14 protein-coding genes are annotated in these 17,240 nt (G+C 65.9%); 2 read left to right on the top strand and 12 right to left on the bottom strand.

Annotation, left to right across the window (positions count from 1 at the left end; translation table 11 throughout):
* Positions 1-11 precede the first annotated feature (11 nt).
* The 9 genes from trpB to F9929_RS10950 all read right to left on the bottom strand — a co-directional run bounded on the left by trpB (position 12) and on the right by F9929_RS10950 (position 11,564).
* Complete coding sequence (gene trpB, locus F9929_RS10990; protein WP_152046623.1) at positions 12-1,232, bottom strand: tryptophan synthase subunit beta; 1,221 nt, start codon at positions 1,230-1,232, stop codon at positions 12-14.
* Positions 1,229-1,897 carry a phosphoribosylanthranilate isomerase gene (locus tag F9929_RS10985; protein WP_152046622.1) on the bottom strand — a complete coding sequence of 223 codons (669 nt, stop codon included), beginning with the start codon at positions 1,895-1,897 and terminating at the stop codon, positions 1,229-1,231. Before F9929_RS10985 ends, trpB begins: the two co-directional genes overlap by 4 nt.
* A 65-nt stretch (positions 1,898-1,962) precedes the next feature.
* Entirely contained in the window at positions 1,963-2,709 is a 747-nt protein-coding gene (locus tag F9929_RS10980) for a M48 family metallopeptidase (RefSeq protein ID WP_152046621.1), read from the bottom strand.
* Positions 2,710-2,816: 107 nt separating this feature from the next.
* On the bottom strand, positions 2,817-3,245 hold the full coding sequence (locus F9929_RS10975) for a DUF2852 domain-containing protein (RefSeq protein WP_152046620.1): 429 nt from the start codon (positions 3,243-3,245) through the stop codon (positions 2,817-2,819).
* Between the two features lie 102 nt (positions 3,246-3,347).
* Positions 3,348-4,805: a polyhydroxyalkanoate depolymerase gene (locus F9929_RS10970; protein WP_152046619.1), complete on the bottom strand. Its 1,458-nt coding sequence runs from the start codon at positions 4,803-4,805 to the stop codon at positions 3,348-3,350.
* Between the two features lie 283 nt (positions 4,806-5,088).
* Entirely contained in the window at positions 5,089-5,796 is a 708-nt protein-coding gene (gene pyrF, locus F9929_RS10965) for an orotidine-5'-phosphate decarboxylase (RefSeq protein WP_152046618.1), read from the bottom strand.
* A complete protein-coding gene (locus F9929_RS10960) occupies positions 5,793-7,142 on the bottom strand; it encodes a PAS domain-containing protein (protein ID WP_152046617.1) in 1,350 nt (449 codons plus the stop codon). Before F9929_RS10960 ends, pyrF begins: the two co-directional genes overlap by 4 nt.
* A 163-nt stretch (positions 7,143-7,305) precedes the next feature.
* Positions 7,306-10,221, bottom strand: coding sequence for a DNA polymerase I (polA, locus tag F9929_RS10955; protein WP_152046616.1), 2,916 nt, complete (start codon positions 10,219-10,221; stop codon positions 7,306-7,308).
* A 350-nt stretch (positions 10,222-10,571) separates the two neighbouring features.
* Positions 10,572-11,564, bottom strand: a complete 993-nt coding sequence (locus F9929_RS10950; protein WP_152046615.1) for a Bug family tripartite tricarboxylate transporter substrate binding protein — start codon at positions 11,562-11,564, stop codon at positions 10,572-10,574.
* A gap of 169 nt (positions 11,565-11,733) precedes the next feature.
* On the opposite strand from F9929_RS10950, the gene F9929_RS10945 reads away from it, so the two are divergent.
* Positions 11,734-13,896 carry a malate synthase G gene (locus F9929_RS10945; protein WP_152046614.1) on the top strand — a complete coding sequence of 721 codons (2,163 nt, stop codon included), beginning with the start codon at positions 11,734-11,736 and terminating at the stop codon, positions 13,894-13,896.
* Positions 13,897-13,905: 9 nt separating this feature from the next.
* The gene (locus F9929_RS10940; protein WP_152046613.1) at positions 13,906-14,586 is read left to right on the top strand and encodes a hypothetical protein; all 681 of its coding nucleotides are present in this window, start codon (positions 13,906-13,908) and stop codon (positions 14,584-14,586) included.
* Here F9929_RS10940 and F9929_RS10935 read toward each other — a convergent pair.
* The 3 genes from F9929_RS10935 to F9929_RS10925 all read right to left on the bottom strand — a co-directional run bounded on the left by F9929_RS10935 (position 14,559) and on the right by F9929_RS10925 (position 17,206).
* Positions 14,559-15,200: a nucleoside/nucleotide kinase family protein gene (locus F9929_RS10935; RefSeq protein ID WP_152046850.1), complete on the bottom strand. Its 642-nt coding sequence runs from the start codon at positions 15,198-15,200 to the stop codon at positions 14,559-14,561. The genes F9929_RS10940 and F9929_RS10935 overlap by 28 nt on opposite strands.
* Before the next feature lie 3 nt (positions 15,201-15,203).
* A complete protein-coding gene (gene cysG / locus F9929_RS10930; RefSeq protein ID WP_152046612.1) occupies positions 15,204-16,673 on the bottom strand; it encodes a siroheme synthase CysG in 1,470 nt (489 codons plus the stop codon).
* 107 nt (positions 16,674-16,780) lie between these two features.
* Positions 16,781-17,206, bottom strand: a complete 426-nt coding sequence (locus F9929_RS10925) for a GlcG/HbpS family heme-binding protein (protein WP_152046611.1) — start codon at positions 17,204-17,206, stop codon at positions 16,781-16,783.
* Positions 17,207-17,240: the final 34 nt, after the last annotated feature.

Raw genomic sequence — 17,240 nt, 5'->3', positions numbered from 1 at the left:
TTCCACAAGGCTCACAAATCCACGCCCAGATGCTTGGCCGCCGTGAACACATCCTTGTCGCCCCGGCCGCAGAGGTTCATCAGGATGATCTTGTCCTTGCCCATCGTGGGCGCGCGCTTGATGACTTCGGCAAGCGCGTGGGCGGGCTCGAGGGCCGGAATGATGCCTTCGGTCCGAGTCAGGAGCTTGAAGGCGTCCAGCGCTTCGCGGTCCATGATCGGCACGTATTCGACGCGGCCCGTATCCTTCAGCCAGGAATGCTCCGGGCCGATGCCGGGATAATCGAGGCCGGCCGAGATCGAATGGCCTTCCTTGATCTGCCCTTCCGGCGTCTGGAGAAGATAGGTGCGGTTGCCATGGAGGACGCCGGGGCTGCCGGCCGTGAGCGAAGCGCAATGCTCCTCGCCGTCGAGGCCCTTGCCGCCGGCTTCCACGCCGACGATGCCGACTTCGCGGTCGTCCAGAAACGGATGGAACAAGCCGATGGCGTTGGAACCACCGCCGACGGCAGCGACGAGAAGATCCGGCAGACGCCCTTCGGCCGCCATCATCTGCTCCTTGGCTTCCACCCCGATCACCGATTGGAACTCGCGCACGAGTTCAGGGTAAGGATGAGGGCCGGCCGCCGTGCCGATCAGATAATAGGTCGAATCGACATTCGTCACCCAGTCGCGCAGCGCCTCGTTCATGGCGTCCTTCAGGGTGCCGTGACCGGCTGTCACCGGCACGATCTCGGCGCCGAGGAGCTTCATGCGGAAGACGTTCGGCGACTGCCGCTCGACGTCGGTCGCGCCCATGTAGATGACGCAAGGTAGGCCGAAGCGCGCGCAAACGGTGGCGGTCGCCACGCCATGCTGGCCGGCACCGGTTTCGGCGATGATGCGCGTCTTGCCCATCTTCCGGGCGAGCAGGATCTGGCCGAGGCAATTGTTGATCTTGTGCGAGCCCGTATGGTTCAGCTCGTCGCGCTTGAAATAGACCTTCGCGCCGCCAAGCTCTTCCGTCAGCCGCTCGGCAAAATAAAGCGGGGACGGACGGCCGGTGTAATGCGTGTTGAGGTTGTCGAGTTCGGCCTTGAAGCCCGGGTCCTGCCGCGCGGCCTTCCACGCAGCTTCGAGGTCGAGGATCAGCGGCATCAGCGTTTCGGCGACGAAACGCCCGCCGAACAGGCCGAAGCGACCGTCCTCGTCCGGGCCGGCGCGGAAGGAGTTCGGATGGGAGATCTCGTTCACGATGCTTTCCGTTGGCTGTGCGCGGCCGACGCTTGGAGGGCGTCGAACAGGGCGTGGATGAGGGTGGGGTCCTTGACCCCTGGCGCGCTTTCGACGCCGGAAGACAGATCGATGCCGGCGGGCGAGACTTCGGCGATCACCTCGGCGACGTTGTCCGGCGAAATGCCGCCGGACAGCATGTAGCGGGTTCGCGGCGGCAGCCCGGCGAGAAGCCGCCAGTCGAAGGAAACGCCGTTGCCACCGGGAAGCTCCGAGCCTTTCGGCTTCTTGGCGTCGAGCAGCAGGTGATCGGCGACATCGCGATAAAGCGCGACGGCTTCGAGATCGGCGCCCGATCCGATCGACAGCGCCTTGGTGACGGCAAGGCCCGTCATGGCGCGAACGGCAGCGACGCGCTCCGGCGTTTCGCGGCCGTGAAGTTGCAGGATGTCGGGCGAAACGCGCTGGACGATCTCGGCAAAAAGCGCATCGTCCGGATCGACGAGAACCACCGCCAGCTTCACCGGCGGGCGGATACAGGGCCGAAGCGCCGCCATCTCGTTCAAGGCAAGATGGCGCGGGCTCTTGGCGAAATGCACGAAGCCGACATGCGTCGCGCCGCGCGAGACCGCAACGTCGATCGCTTCCACCGTCTTCAGGCCGCAGATCTTGATCTCGAGCGCCATGGTCGTTCCGCTTGGGGTCTCTTAAGCTTATCGCGCCGGGCGGCCCGGCCCGCAAGCCCGGTGCGTCAGGTGCTGAAATCCACAGCGTGAAGCGAAGCGCCGTTCTGCTTCAACCACGCCCTGCCCTCGTCCATGCCGGGGCAAAGTTCGCGGCACAAGGCCCAGAAGCCGGCCCCGTGGTTCATCTCGCGAAAATGCGCCACTTCATGCGCGGCAAGGTAATCCAGAACGAAGGGCGGGGCCATGACGATCCGCCAGGAGAAGGACAGGCGGCGGGCAACCGTGCAGGAGCCCCAGCGGCTTTTCGTGTCCTTCAGCGCCAGGGCGGCCGGCTTCAAACCGACATGGGCGGAGTGACGCTCCACGGCCGCCTGAAGGTCGGCCCGCGCCGCCTTCTTCACGGCGTCGACGGCCCGGCGGGCGAAGTGCTCCGGCTCTCCGCCGACCAGAAGATGCAGCCTGCCGTCGCGGTGTTCGAAGGCGGACGTGCGGCGTGCCGGATCGTACCGAAGGTGAAGTTCGCCGCCGCGAAACGGCAGAACCGCACCATCCCCGACGCGAATGCCCGGCGCTTTCGCTTCGAGCCGCGTTTTCGCCCAATCGTGGTGGCGCTCCACGAATTCCAGAATGGCGCGGTTGGGCACCCGCATCGGCGCCGTCACCGACAGCCCCTCGCCTTGCAACCGCAATGTCAGGCGGCGCGCGCGGGGGTGGCGCCGAACGCTGAGGGCCACGGAGCGTCCCGCGATCTCGACCGCGTCCGGCAGAGGCGTCGCGCGCGTCGAGGCGCGCAGAAGCTTGGTCAAAGGCACGGATGATTCGAACAAAACCGCATGATCGCCAGCGAACCATATCCGACACGAAAAGGCGACGGCCGCGATGATCGCGACCGTCGCCGTTCAAGACCTCAAGCTTGGGTTCAGCCTTCGACGATCGGACCCTGATCGGCGGGCTTGCGACGGCTCGACATGAAGCGCTCGAACTCTTCCTGATCCTTGGCCCGCCGCAACTCGCGGGCATAGGCCTCGAAGTCGGCGCGGGCGCTGTCGAGGCGACGGCGCTCTTCGTCCAAGCGGCGAAGCTCGGCCTCGCGCCAGTCGTTGAAGGCGACGTTGCCGGTGCGGTCCATGGTGAAGGGCGTGCCGCGACCGAAGCCGGAACGGCGAAACGCGCTGAAGACGCGATCGGTGGAACGGTTCACGTCGGAGCGGAAAACCTCCAACCGTTCGCCCCAAAGGATATAGGCGAGAACGGCGAGGCCGAGCGGCCAGTAGAGCATGAAGCCGCCGACCATGAGGGCGATGGTGGCTGGCGTCCAGGCGGGACGGATCAGAGCGTGCGATGTCATCGAAGCGCTTTCCTTTCAAAAGCGAGGCGACCGGCGTCGCGTCACTTTCGAGATGGGAGCGCGAAAACGCCGCTTCAATGACGGCGAGTGGAATTTACCTTCTCAGGCTTTGCGCTTGGATTTGGGCTTCAGGCGCTCCAGCAGTGTCGGCGAAACCTCGTTGCCTGCCGTCAGCGCGGCAATGGCCGTGCTGGCGTCGAGAGCCGGACGATCCATCTCCGCCACCGGTTCCGGTGCCTGTTCGCTTGGGAACTCCAGCGCGACGACTTCGCCACGGCCCGGCTCGTCCTTCGCCTTTTCCTCCTCGCGCGCCGCCCGCGCGGCGATCCCGGCCGCGCCATGCGTCAGCGCGAAGTCCACGATGCGCGGCGCGATCTCGGCACGGAAGCGCGAGCCGTTGAAGACGCCGTAATGGCCGACCTTCGGCTGGACGTAGTGGACGCGCTTGTCGTCGGGAAGCGAAGAGCAGAGCGTTTGCGCGGCCTCGGTCTGACCGAGACCGGAAATGTCGTCGTTCTCGCCTTCCACCGTCAGAAGCGCGGCGCGGCGGATCTTGGACGGATCGACCGGATTGCCGCGATGGGTCATCTCGCCTCTCGGCAGCGCATGCGTCATGAAGACCTTCTCCACCGTTTCCAAATAGAACTCGGCGGTCAGGTCCATCACCGCGTTGTATTCGTCGTAGAACTGGCGGTGCTTGGCGGCGCTGTCCCCGTCGTTCTGAACGAGGTGCATGAAGAAGTCCTTGTGGGCGATGAGGTGGCGGTCGAGGTTCATCGACATGAAGCCCGACAACTGCAGGAAGCCCGGATAAACGAGGCGCCCGAAGCCCGCATGGGGAAAGGGCACGGCCATCACGACGTTCTCGCGGAACCAGTCGATGCCGTGCTCCTTGGCGAGCTTGTTGACGCCGGTCGGGTTGATGCGGGTATCGATCGGCCCGCCCATCAGCGTCATGGAGGCGGGCGAAGCCGGGTCCTCCTCCGCTTCCATCACCGAGGTCGCGATTAGCACCGGCACGGCCGGCTGACAGACGCCGATGACATGGGTGTCGGGGCCGAGATGCCGCAGCATCTCGATCACGTAGTCGACATAGTCCTCAAGGCCGAAACGCCCGGCCGAAACCGGCACGAGACGGGCATCCACCCAGTCCGTGATATAAACGTCGGCATAAGGAAGGAGCGCATCCACCGTGCCGCGCAGAAGCGTGGCGTAATGGCCCGACATCGGCGCGACGATCAGAAAGCGCGGGCCGGTCGGGCGCCCGGCAGGCAGCTCGCGCTCGAAATGGAGGAGACGGCAGAAGGTCTTTTCCCAGACCACCTTTTCCGCGACCGGCGCCCGCATGCCCCCGACCAAGGTCTCGTGCAGCCCGAATTCGGGTTTACCGTAGACGCGGGTGGTGCGCTCGAAGAGTTCGGCCATGGCCGCGAGCGTTCGTCCGGCCTGGGTGTGAGCGAAAGGGTTCAGCGGATTGGTGTAGAACAGCTTCGTCGCGTCGGCTACGGCGCGAAGCGGAGCGAGCGCTGCGTGGTTCCATTCGTAGAAGTGGTACAACATCCGCTCCGGCTTTTGGTTTGCTAACGTTACCATCGACTATTGCAACGCACAAACGAACAGTTGCGGTCGTGCGACCAATAGGCATAGAAGCGCGTCTACTCTCCGATCCGATAAAAATAGGCAGGAATTCCTGTAACGGAACTGCGGCCTATTCTCGTCTCCCGGCCAAGTATCATTCAGCGCGATGAAGGCCGGGTTACCGGCAAATCTCTCGCGCGAAGTGCCTTAGGCCTTCGCGCCAGCTTCTCCCCGGTCGTCAGAACGATGCCTGAGAAAGATTGCGTCAGGCCGTTGCCATCTCGGCAACGATCGCCCTCGCCGCGGCGAGACGGTCGGGAGCCGCGATGATGGGGCGCGCGACCACGAGATGCGAGGCCCCGCTTCGCAGTGCGTCGGCCGGCGTCACGACGCGCTTCTGGTCGCCCGCCGCCGAGCCTTGCGGGCGGATGCCGGGCGTCACGATCGCCATGCCCGGGCCGACGAGCCCGCGCAGGTGGGCGGCTTCGGCTGCGGAGGAAACGAGCCCGCGAAGGCCGCATTCGCGAGCCTGGAGGGCGCGCCGCTCGACGAGGGCGGCGACGTCGGTCGTCGCATAACCGGCGTCGGCGAGATCGCCCGCGTCGAGGGAGGTGAGGACGGTGACGCCGAGAACGGTGAGATCGGTGCCCTCCGCAGCCTTGGCAGCGGCGCGCATCACCTGGGGATAGGCATGAACGGTGGTCATCGTCGCGCCGAGCCGCAAAACGCTCTCCACACCCTTTTCCACCGTGTTGGCGATGTCGTGAAGCTTCAAGTCCAGAAACACCGACTTGCCGGCGCGGGCGAGTTCGCTGACGAGCGGCAGCCCGCCGGCAAAACCGAGCTGGTAGCCGATCTTGTAGAAGGAAACCGCATCGCCGAGTTCCGCGACGATGGCCTCGGCCTCCTGCCGGGAAGACACGTCGAGGCCCACGATCAGGTGCGGATCGGCGTTCAAGGATCTTTCGCTCATGCCGGATGCCGTTCGCTGCGCGGAATATCCACCGTCACCGTGGTTCCGACCGTATCGGAATTGACGTCGAGCCGCGCGTCGAGCCCGCGCACGAGGCTGAGCACGATCTTGCCGCCGAGGCCCTTGCCGGGCGCGGTGATGTTGGGATCGTCCACGGCCGGCGCTTCGGGGAAGTCGATATCGCGCCCGTCCATCTGGCTCGTCACCGCGTTGGGCTCGGGGTCGGCGGGCTGGCCCGCTTCGCGCCCGTGCAGCCGGCCGTCCGTGCCTTCCGAGATCGCGGCGGCGATCTGGCGCGCCATGTTCGGCTCGTTCTTCGGCTCGGCGTCGAGCGTTTGCGCGGCCCCGTCCTCGATCTCGCGCGTGGCGACGCTTCCGATCGCCTCGTCCTTCGCGGCTCCACCGTAAGGCCAGCGCGACCCCGGCTTCAGCCCGACGCCGTCATCGGTGACGGTGAGGCGCACGACGCCGGAGGAGAGCATCTTCAGGCGCGCTTCCACCAGCCCCTCGTCCCGCCCGTCGAAGGCGTGCTTCAGGGCATTGGTGAGGAGTTCGGAGAACAGGAGACCGATCCGGGCGGCGCGGTCGACATCGATATCCACCGCGTCGCAATCCACGTTGATCCGCACCGAACGGCGTCCGTCGAGATGGCCGATGGTGGCGGCGATGCGGCTGACATAGGCGCCGAGCGGCACGCGCTCCGAGCGCGTATGGGCGACGCCGGCTTCCGTCATCTCCTGGTAGAGAAGCTGCAGGCTCTCGATGCGGCGGGCGAGCGCGTGGAAGCTTTCCTCGCTCGTTTTCACGCGGGCCTGCATGCGGATCATGCCGATGATCATCGCGAGATGGTTCTTCACGCGGTGTTGGATCTCGCCGAGCAGCGTGTCGATCGACAAGGTCGCCGGACCGCCGTCGCGCGCGGTGATCGCGTCGTGCGGCCCCTCGCTCATGTCGCGCTGCACGCCAAGAAAGCATTGCAGCCGGTTCTCGCTGTCGTAGAGCGGCGTGATCATCAGCCGGTTCATGAACTTCGTGCCGTCGGCGCGGTAGTTCACGATGTCGAGCGAGATGTCGCGCTGGGCGACCAGCGCCTCGCGAATGCGGATATGGGCGGTGGGGTCGGTTTCCGGTCCCTGGAGGAAGCGGCAGTTGCGCCCGATCGCGGCGGCCGGCGCATAACCCGTGATGCGCCCGAACGCGTCGTTCACATAAACGATCGGGTTGTCCTTCAGGTGCGGATTGGTGAGGACGAGCGCGAGCGGCACCTTGGCCAACGCGGCCGCGCTGATGCCATCGGGCATGCCGGCCGAAGCGGGCTCATCGGTTTCCGAAAGTTCAGACGTCATGCCGTGGTTCGCGCGGCCTTCTGATGTGCCCCGACAGGGTACTTAGCTGGAAAAGATTGCGAACGGCAGCCGCCTGCGACCCCCGTTAGGCCGATAAAGCGCCTTTCCGCTTCCTGTCGACGCTTTGGCGACGAATGGCCGCACGGGAACGGGACAAGCGCGCTCAGTGGGCTTCTTCCCAGTTGCCGGCGCCTCGCGCTTCCACCACGAGCGGCACGGCGAGCGCGACCACCGGGTCAGCCGCGCCTTCCATGACGTCGCGGATCACCGGAATGGTCGCCTCGACCTCCTCGTCCGGCACCTCGAAGACGAGTTCGTCGTGAACCTGAAGCAGCATCCGGGCGGAAAGCTTCCTTGCCGCCAGCGCGTCCTCCATGCGGATCATGGCGCGGCGGATGATGTCGGCGGCCGTGCCCTGGATCGGCGCGTTCATCGCAGCGCGCTCGTTGAAGGCGCGCACCGACGGGTTGGAATGCTTGATGTCGGGATAATGCGCGCGCCGCCCGAACAGCGTTTCGACATAGCCGTGGCGCTTGGCGAAATCCTTGGTGCCGTCCATGTAGTCGCGGATGCCGGGGAAGCGCTCGAAATATTTCTTGATGTAGAGCCCGGCTTCTTCCCGCCCGATGCCGAGCTGATTGGCGAGGCCGAAGGCCGAGATGCCGTAGATGATGCCGAAATTGATCGTCTTCGCCCGACGTCGCATGGCCGGGTCCATGTTCTCGCGCGGCACGCCGAACATTTCGGACGCCGCCATCACATGGATGTCGATGCCTTCCTGGAAGGCTTGGATGAGTTGCGGAATTTCCGCCATGTGGGCGAGAAGCCTCAACTCGATCTGGCTGTAGTCGGCCGAGATCAGCTTGTGCCCGTCCGGCGCCACGAAGGCGGTGCGGATGGCCCTTCCTTCTTCCGTGCGGACCGGGATGTTCTGAAGGTTCGGCTCGGACGAGGACAGGCGGCCGGTGGTGGTCGCGGCCATGGAATAGGACGTGTGGATGCGCCCCGCCCCGTCGAGATAGGCCGGCAGGGCGTCGGTATAGGTGCCCTTCAGCTTGGTGAGCTGGCGCCAGTCCACGATGCGGCGCGGCAGCGGATGGCCCTCGGCGGCGAGATCCTCCAGCGTGCGCGCATCCGTCGACCATTGGCCGGTGCGGGTCTTCTTGCCGCCGGGGAGCCCCAGCTTGCCGAACAGGATGTCGCCGAGCTGCTTCGGGGACCCTGGATTGAAGGTCTCGCCGGCCATCTCGGAGATCTCGGCTTCCAAACCGGCCGTCTTCTGCGCGAAGCGCCCTGACAAGCGCGACAGGATCTCGCGGTCGACCTTGATGCCGCGCTCTTCCATGCGCGCCAGCACCGGCACCAGCGGGCGCTCCAGCCGCTCGTAGACGGCGGTCAGCCCTTCGGCGACGAGACGGGGCTTCAGCACCCGCCAAAGCCGCAAGGTGACGTCGGCATCCTCGGCGGCATATTCCGTCACCTTGTCGATCGGACAGGCGGCGATGGGCTTGGCGTTCTTGCCCGAGCCGCAAAGCTCCTTGTAGGTGATCGGCTTGTGGGCGAGAAAACGCTCCGACAATTCGTCCATGCCGTGGCCTTCCAGCGAAGCGGACGCGTCGAGCACGTAGGAGATCAGGAGCGTGTCGTCGAAGGGCGCGACGGTGACGCCCTCGCGGCGCATCACCAGCCAGTCGAACTTCATGTTCTGAGCGATCTTCAGGATCGCGGGATCTTCCAGAACCGGCTTCAGGATGGCGATGGCGTCGGTGACGGGCACCTGGGGCCCGAGCTTGTTCTTCTCCTCGTCGCCCGACAGGAGGTCCCCCGCCCCTTCCGCCACGTGGGCGAGCGGCAGATAAGCCGCCTCGCCGGGAGCGAGTGCGAAGGACACGCCGACGAGGTTCGCCTTGGTGGCGTCGAGCGAGTCGGTCTCGGTGTCGAAGGCGAGGAAACCGTTCTCGCGCGCCTTATCCATCCAGTTCTGAAGCGTCTCGGCATCGCGGATGGTGACATAGGCGGAGCGATCGATCGCGGTTCCCGCCGCAGCATCCCGGCGTTTGCTCGCGAGATCGGCGGGCGTCAGCGCTAGGCCGGTGCCGGAAGCGGGTGCATCCGCGTTCGGATCGAGATCGGGCCCGCGTGGCTCCCCGTCCACCTCGACCTTTGCCGCCGAAACGGCGGCCGCATCGGTCCCGAGCGCGGCGGCGACGCGCCGCGTCAGCGTGGTGAACTCCATCGCCTTCAGGTAGGCGATCAGCTTCTCGCCGTCCGGCTCGTGGAGGCGCAGGTCCTCCAGCGGCGCGTCGAGCGGCATGTGCTGTTCCAGCGTCACGAGGCGCTTCGACAGCCGCGCCTGATCGGCGTGAAGGAGAAGGTTCTCGCGGCGCTTGGCCTGTTTGATCTCGCCCGCGCGCTCCAGAAGCGCTTCCAGCGTGCCGAAGGTATCGAGAAGTTCTGCCGCCGTCTTCGGGCCAATGCCCGGAACGCCCGGAACGTTGTCCGAGGTGTCGCCGACCAGCGACTGAAGATCGATCATCTTCTCCGGATAAACGCCGAACTTCTCTTTCACGTCCTCGGGACCCAGACGCTTGTCCTTCATCTGGTCGTAGAGGATGACGCAGGGGCCGACGAGCTGCATCAGGTCCTTGTCGGAGGACACGATGGTGACGTCGCCGCCAGCCTCGACAGCCAAACGCGTATAGGTGGCGATGAGGTCGTCCGCCTCGAAGCCCTGTTGCTCGATGCAGGGGATGTCGAAGGCCCGCACCGCTTCGCGGATCAGGGCGAATTGCGGGCGCAGGTCTTCCGGCGGCTCGGCGCGGTTGGCCTTGTAGTGCTCGTAAAGCTCGTTGCGGAACGTGGTCGAAGAATGGTCGAAGATCACCGCGAAATGGGTTGGCGTCTTGTTCAGCGCCGTGTCGCGCGATTCCTCGATCAGCTTCCACAGCATGTTGCAGAAGCCCGACACGGCGCCGACCGGCATTCCGTCGGACTTTCGCGTCAATGGCGGCAGGGCGTGATAGGCGCGGAAGATATAGGCCGAGCCATCGACGAGGAAGAGGTGATCGCCTTTCTGCATGAGCGATGCCTATCCCGGCGCGGCCCCCGAGTCCATGCGGCGCACCGCCGGAAAAGACCTCGACGCCGCGCCCTCTTCCTTGACGAATTGTAATGTATTTCTCACGCGCAAGTGAGCTTTTCCGGCCCTCCGCGCCTTGCAAACATGGCGGTGAAAGATCACATCTGGGGCAACGGCGTGGCGAGAACCCGCCGTGTTCGGCCAAGGCAAGTCCCCCGCTTTTGTGCCGAAATTGGAAAGGCTTCAGGTCCTATCCCCCCTCGCGGGACCTTGAGAGCCTTCGAAAAGACGGAGCCGTCGCTGGCCATCCCCCCTCAGGCCGCGGCGGCTTCGCTTTTCTCCGACTGAGATCAGTCCATCTTGATTCCGGCTTCTTCGATCACCGGCCGCCAGCGCGCCACTTCCGCCGCGACATGTTCCCCGAGAACTTCGGGACTGGAGCCGACGATCACCGCCCCGCTTTCCTTCAAGCGATTGGCGACGGCTTCGTCCTTCAAAGCCTCGTTCGCCGCCGCGTTCAGCTTGGCGATCACCTCGGGCGGCGTGCCCGCCGGCGCGAACAGCGCGTTCCACGTATTGGTCTCGTAGCCGGAAACGCCCGCTTCCTTCATGGTGGGGAGATCGGGGAAGTTGGCGGCGCGCTCCTTCGTGGTGACTGCCAGCGCGCGAAGCTGGCCGGCGCGGATCGGTTCGGTCGCGGACGGCAGGTTGTCGAAGATGATCGGCACCTGCCCGCCGATGACATCGACGAGCGCCGGGCCGGAGCCCTGATAAGGCACGTGGATGATCTCGACACCCGCCAGCTTGGCGAAGAGTTCGCCGGAAAGATGCAGCGGCGTGCCGTTGCCCGAGGACGCGTAGGTATATTCGCCGGGCTTCTCCTTCAGGAGCGCGATGAGTTCCTTCACATCTTTCGCCGGAAACTCGGGATTGACCGCCAGAACGTTCGGCACGGTGATCAGCCAGGACACCGGCGCGAAGTCCTTCACCGGATCGAAGGGCGGCTTGGAATAAAGCGAGGCGGAGAGCGCGTGGGTCGCGATCGTGCCCATCAGGATGGTGTAGCCGTCCGGCGCGGCTTTGGCGACGACGCTCGCGCCGAGGTTTCCGCCGGCCCCCGCCTTGTTGTCCACCAGCACCTGCTGGCCGAGAATGTCGCCCATCTTCTTGGCGACGACACGCGCCACGAGATCGGTGGAGCCGCCCGGCGCGAAAGGCACGACCAGCGTCACCGGCTTTTCGGGGAAAGCGCTTTGCGCATGACCGATGCCGGTTCCGGCCGATCCAGCCAGAAGAATAGCGCCCAGAAGCTTCGTCGCTGTGCGACGCGTGAAACCCCTCATGCCGAACTCCCCTTCTTCCAAGGAAGCGCCTCCCGCTTCCGCATTGCAGGTTGCAATGGGTGAAGACGAGTCGCAAGCCGTCCGCAAGATCCTTGAACGAACTCAATCGATTTGACTTTGCCCATTCTCTGAACGACATCCCGAGCGAAGCGGAAGTTGGAGAAACGACATGGCGGAGATGACGGAAATCGAAGGCTTGCGGGTCGCCGACATCCTCAAGAACTTCATCGACGGCGAGGCGCTGCCCGGCACCGGCATCGAGCCGGCGCGCTTCTGGAAAAGCCTTTCTGCGATCCTCGCCGACTTGGCCCCCAAGAACCGCGAATTTCTGACGCTCCGCGACGAACTCCAGGCAAAGATCGACCGCTGGCACCTCGACCGCCGGGGGGCCGAGATCGACCCGGCCGAGTATCGCGCCTTTCTATCGGAGATCGGCTATCTCGTGCCGGAAGGAGCGGACTTCGCCATCGAGACGGCGAATGTCGATCCGGAGATCGCGCTGATCCCCGGCCCGCAACTCGTGGTGCCGCTTCTGAACGCCCGCTACACGCTGAACGCGGCGAACGCCCGCTGGGGCTCGCTCTTCGACGCGCTCTACGGCACGGACGCGATGGGCGATGCGCCGACGGGGAGCGCATATGACAAGGCGCGGGGTGCGCGTGTCGTGGAATGGGCCAAGCGCTTCCTCGACAAGGTCGCGCCGCTCGACGGCATGAGCCACACTGAGGCTCACCTCTACCGCGTCGAGAACGGGCACCTTCTCGCCGCCCATGGCGACCGCGTGGCGCGCCTCGCCGATCCGGCCCAGTTCGCCGGCTATGCGGGCGACACGGGCTCGAAGGGCTCGGTGCTTCTCAAGCACAACGGGTTGCATGTCGAACTCGTGATCGACGGCGAGAACCGCATCGGCGCCAAGGACCCGGCGAAACTCGCCGACGTGATCCTGGAATCGGCGATGACCGCGATCTGCGATCTCGAAGATTCCATCGCGGCCGTGGATGCCGAGGACAAGACCGCCGTTTATCGCAACTGGCTCGGCCTGATGAAGGGCGACCTCACCGAGAGCTTCCAGAAGAACGGTGAAACGGTGCGCCGGACGCTGAGCCCCGACCGCGACTACCTCGATCCCGAAGGTCAGCCCTTCACCCTTCCCGGCCGCTCGGTCTTGCTCGTGCGCAATGTCGGACACCTGATGACCAATCCGGCGATCCTCCTAGCCGACGGATCGGAAGTCCCCGAAGGCATTATGGACGCGATGGTGACGGCAACCATCGCCCTCCACGACCTGAAGAAGACGGACGGCATCCGCAACTCCCGCGCCGGCTCGATCTATGTCGTGAAGCCGAAGATGCACGGGCCGGCGGAAGTCGGTTTCGCGAACGAGATCTTCTCGCGCGTGGAAGAAGCGCTCGCCTTGCCTGCGAACACGATCAAGATGGGCATCATGGACGAGGAGCGCCGAACCTCGGCGAACCTGAAGGAGTGCATCCGCGCCGCCAAGGGGCGCGTCTTCTTCATCAATACCGGCTTCCTCGACCGCACCGGCGACGAACTCCACACCTCGATGGAAGCCGGCCCGATGGTGCGCAAGGGCACGATGAAGAGCGAGTCCTGGATCAAGTCCTACGAGGACCGCAACGTCGATATCGGTCTCGCCTGCGGTTTCTCCGGCAAGGCGCAGATCGGCAAGGGCATGTGGGCGATGCCGGCCCTGATGCATGACATGCTGGAACAGAAACTCGGCCACCCGAAGGCCGGCGCGAACTGCGCTTGGGTGCCCTCCCCCACCGCCGCGACGCTGCACGCCACGCATTACCACGAGGTCGACGTGCTTTCCCGCCAGAAGGAGATCGCGTCGGGCGGACCCCGCGCCGGGCTCGACGCGCTTCTGGCGATCCCGACGAACAAGGGCGGCAATTGGAGCGAGGACGAAATCCGCGCCGAGATCCGCAACAACGCGCAAGGCATTCTCGGCTATGTCGTGCGCTGGGTGGACCAGGGCGTCGGCTGCTCCACGGTGCCGGACATCAACGATGTCGGCCTGATGGAGGATCGCGCCACCTGCCGCATTTCCTCGCAGGCGCTCGCCAACTGGCTGCATCACGGCGTCGTTTCCCGTGACGAGGTGATGGCGGCGATGCGCGAGATGGCCGCCAAGGTCGACGCGCAGAACGCGAGCGACCGGAACTACCGGCCGATGGCGCCCGACTTCGACGGGTCCATTGCCTATCAGGCGGCCTGCGATCTCGTTTTCGAGGGCCGCAACCAGCCATCCGGCTATACCGAGCCGGTGCTGCATCGTCGCCGGCTGGAGCGGAAAGCCGCCGGCTGACCGGACGCCGTGGCCTGGACCGACCCGATCGACGCTTATTGCGAGCGCACCAGCGCGGCCTTCTGGGCCGAGCCCGTGAATGCCGCGACCAACGCCGCCTTTATTCTAGCGGCGCTGGCGGGTTTCGCGATCTGGCGAAAGCGGGACGTTCTCGCCCGCATCGGCGGCGAGCCTCGCGATTATGCAGGCCTTGCCCTTTGCGCGCTCGTCTTCGTGATCGGGGTCGGCTCGTTCCTGTTCCACACCTTCGCGGACCGTTGGTCGGTGCTGGCCGACACGATCCCGATCGCGGTCTTCATCTACGGCTATTTCGCGCTGGCGCTCCGGCGGCTTCTCGGGCTGTCGCTCGCGGCGAGCCTTCTCGGCACCTTGGCGTTTCTCGCCACGTCCTTCGCGGCCGAGCCCCTGTTCGCCAAACTCGTCGGCTCCTCGGCCGGCTATGTCCCGGCGCTGCTGGCGCTCTTCGGCATCGGCTCCTGGCTGAGGATCGCCAAGCGTCCGGGCAGCGAATGGGTTCTGGGCGCCGGATGCGTCTTTTCTATATCGCTCGCCTTCCGCATGGCGGACATGCCGGTCTGCGACGCCTTCCCGCTCGGCACGCATTTCGGATGGCACATTCTCAACGCGGTGACGCTGTTCCTGCTCCTGCGCGCCGCCCTGCCTCAGGCCGCGTCGGAGCGAATCTCGTAATCGGCGGGAAGGCTGTTCCTGACGACGAGCCGCATGTTGGGCAGGTCGTTGCCCTCCATCTTAGCCACCATCGCCTCGCCCTCGTAGCCGTAGCCCTTCCAACGCTGCGTCAAGCGGGCCTCCAGCACGGACTCGTCGGCGACGAGCTTCACGGACACGTCGAACAGGGGCGAGAGGTCGCGCCAGCCGGGCTCGTCGAGGAGAAGGTAATTCCCTTCCACCACCACGATCCGCGTATCGCCGGCGATGATGCGCGCGCCCGCTCGGGCGATTTCAAGGTCGCGGTCGAAGACCGGCACGGCGATATCCGAGCCGTCATCGCGTTTCACCCGCTCGATGGTCGCGCGAAAACCGAGGAGGTCGAAGGTATGCGGCGCGCCCTTGCGAGGTCGATGCCCCCGCGCATTGAGGACGAGATCGTCGAAATGAAAGCCGTCCATGGGCAGGATGTCGGCGAGGTCTCCCTGCCGCTCATTCAGCATGGACTTCAGAAGGTCGGCCGTCGTCGTCTTGCCGACGCCCGGCGGCCCGGCCAGCGCCACGAGGCGGCGCTTGGCGGAGGGCTGGTCGAGAAGGCGATCCACCAGGACCGGCAACGTGATCGTCTCGCTCACCATTCAGACCGCCTCTGCCAAGCGCGGGTCGGCCACCGCCTCGCATTCCCCGAACACATGGCCGACGCCGATCAGGATCGGCTTGTCGTAGCCGATCTCACCGACGATGCCCGCCAGACTCGCCAACGTCCCGAGCCGCCGAACCTCGTCGGCGCGGCTGAGATTGGAGGCGACGGCGACGGGCGTTTTGGGCGACAGTCCCGAGGCGACGAGCTTCTCGGCGATCCGGCCCGCCATGCGCCCGCCCATGTAGAAGACGGTGGTGGCATGGGCGCGCGCCAGATCCTGCCAGTCGACATTGTCCGGCAGGTCGCCGTGGCGCGAATGGCCGGTGACGAGGCGAAGCTCGCTCGCATGGTCGCGATGCGTCAGCGACACGCCGAAGGCGGAGGCCATGGCCGAAGCCGCCGTGATGCCGGGGACGGTTTCCACCGGAATGCCTTCGCGCTTCAGTTCGGCGAGTTCCTCGCCGGCCCGGCCGAACACCGCGACATCGCCGGATTTCAGGCGCACCACATGCCGCCCCGCCTTGGCGAGGCTGACCATGGTGGCGTTGATATCCTCCTGCCGGCAGGATTCGCGCCCGCCCCGCTTGCCGACCAGCATCCGCTTGGCCTCGCGCCGGGCGAGTTCCAGGACGTCGTCGGACACGAGATCGTCGAACAGGATCACGTCGGCGCTCTGGAGCGCACGAACGGCTTTCAGCGTCAGAAGCTCCGCCTCGCCCGGCCCCGCGCCGACCAGCGTGACACGGCCGCCGGATGAGGGCGCGGCAGCGATCTCAGACACGAGCCCGCGCGCCTGGCTTTCTTCGTCGGCATCCTCCACTCGCCTTGTGAAGGCGGCATCGGTGAAACGCTCCCAGAAGGCGCGGCGCTGCCCGCCGGGGGCGAGACGCTCCATCACCTCGGCGCGGACCTTGGCGGCAAGCCGCCCCCAGGCAGAAAGCGTCGGCGGCAGAAGGGTTTCGATGCGGCGGCGGATCGCCTGGCCGAGAATGGGCGCCGCGCCGTCCGTCGAGATGCCGACCACCACGGGCGAACGGTTGACCACCGAGCCGAAGCGGAACTGGCAGAAGGCCGGCTTGTCGACGACGTTCCAGGGCGTTCCGGCTTCGCGCGCCGAGCAGGCGAAGGCCTGTGCCTCGGCTTCGCTTTCGCAGTCGAGCACCGCGACGGCCGCGCCCTTCAGACAGGCCGCATCCCAGGGCCGGTCGAGACGGGTGAGCGATCCCGCCGCCGCGCCCGTCGCAAGTAGCTCGGTCATTTCGTCCGACAAATCGTCGCTCGGCGCGTAGATTTCGACCTGAGCGCCGGAAGCGGCCAGCATTTCCGCCTTCCAGGCCGCCGCCGCCGAGCCGCCCGCCAGCACCGCACGCCGGCCAGCCAGCGACAGAAAGACCGGCAGAACGGACAACGCGCCGAGACGCTCCGGGCGCGCCCTGTCTTCGAAAGGCTGGGTCTCGTCGTTCATGAGGTCTGCGCCATGCGAAAAGCGGTGGTTCGGCACTCTGTGCGGGAAAAGCCGCGGCTTTTCCAGAACAGGCTTTGCGCCTCGATGGCTTGAGGCGAAAAGCGAATCTATCCTTTGTCGGCGGCGAGGCCCACCGCTTCGATGCCGGCGACGGCCGCCGTCTCGTCGTTGTCGGACGTGTCGCCGGTGATGCCGACGGCGCCGATCACCACGCCGTTCTCGCGCACGAGTACGCCGCCCGGCACCGGTACGAGCGAGCCGCCGGCCAGCGCGTTCATCGATTGGATAAAGAAGGGCTGCTGCTCGGCGCGCACCATCAAGGCGCGCGAGCCGAGGCCCATCTGGATCGCGCCATTGGCTTTGCCGACCGCGATGGCGGGCCGAAGCGGGCTCGCGCCGTCCTCGCGCTCCAGCGCCAGGAGATCGCCGCCGGCATCCAGAACCACCACGGTCAGCGGCTTGAGGTTCAACTCGCGCCCCTTGTTTCTTGCGGCTGCGACGATGCGGCGGGCGATATCGAGGGAAAGCGGCATGGATCGAATCCGTTTCTGATCCATCCCTTGTATC

Source organism: Aureimonas psammosilenae (assembly GCF_009176975.1).
Taxonomy (GTDB): domain Bacteria; phylum Pseudomonadota; class Alphaproteobacteria; order Rhizobiales; family Rhizobiaceae; genus Plantimonas; species Plantimonas psammosilenae.
The sequence above is the reverse complement of the archived record's forward strand: the minus strand, read 5'-3'. Positions and strand labels throughout refer to the sequence as shown.

Bases quoted from the DNA above. Each gene is read 5' to 3' on its own strand.
- F9929_RS10985 (WP_152046622.1), bottom strand. From the start codon at position 1,897: ATGGCGCTCGAGATCAAGATCTGCGGCCTGAAGACGGTGGAAGCGATC.
- F9929_RS10950 (WP_152046615.1), bottom strand. From the start codon at position 11,564: ATGAGGGGTTTCACGCGTCGCACAGCGACGAAGCTTCTGGGCGCTATT.
- F9929_RS10970 (WP_152046619.1), bottom strand. From the start codon at position 4,805: ATGTTGTACCACTTCTACGAATGGAACCACGCAGCGCTCGCTCCGCTT.
- polA (WP_152046616.1), bottom strand. From the start codon at position 10,221: ATGCAGAAAGGCGATCACCTCTTCCTCGTCGATGGCTCGGCCTATATC.
- F9929_RS10925 (WP_152046611.1), bottom strand. From the start codon at position 17,206: ATGCCGCTTTCCCTCGATATCGCCCGCCGCATCGTCGCAGCCGCAAGA.
- F9929_RS10960 (WP_152046617.1), bottom strand. From the start codon at position 7,142: ATGACGTCTGAACTTTCGGAAACCGATGAGCCCGCTTCGGCCGGCATG.
- F9929_RS10975 (WP_152046620.1), bottom strand. From the start codon at position 3,245: ATGACATCGCACGCTCTGATCCGTCCCGCCTGGACGCCAGCCACCATC.
- pyrF (WP_152046618.1), bottom strand. From the start codon at position 5,796: ATGAGCGAAAGATCCTTGAACGCCGATCCGCACCTGATCGTGGGCCTC.
- cysG (WP_152046612.1), bottom strand. From the start codon at position 16,673: ATGAACGACGAGACCCAGCCTTTCGAAGACAGGGCGCGCCCGGAGCGT.
- F9929_RS10945 (WP_152046614.1), top strand. From the start codon at position 11,734: ATGGCGGAGATGACGGAAATCGAAGGCTTGCGGGTCGCCGACATCCTC.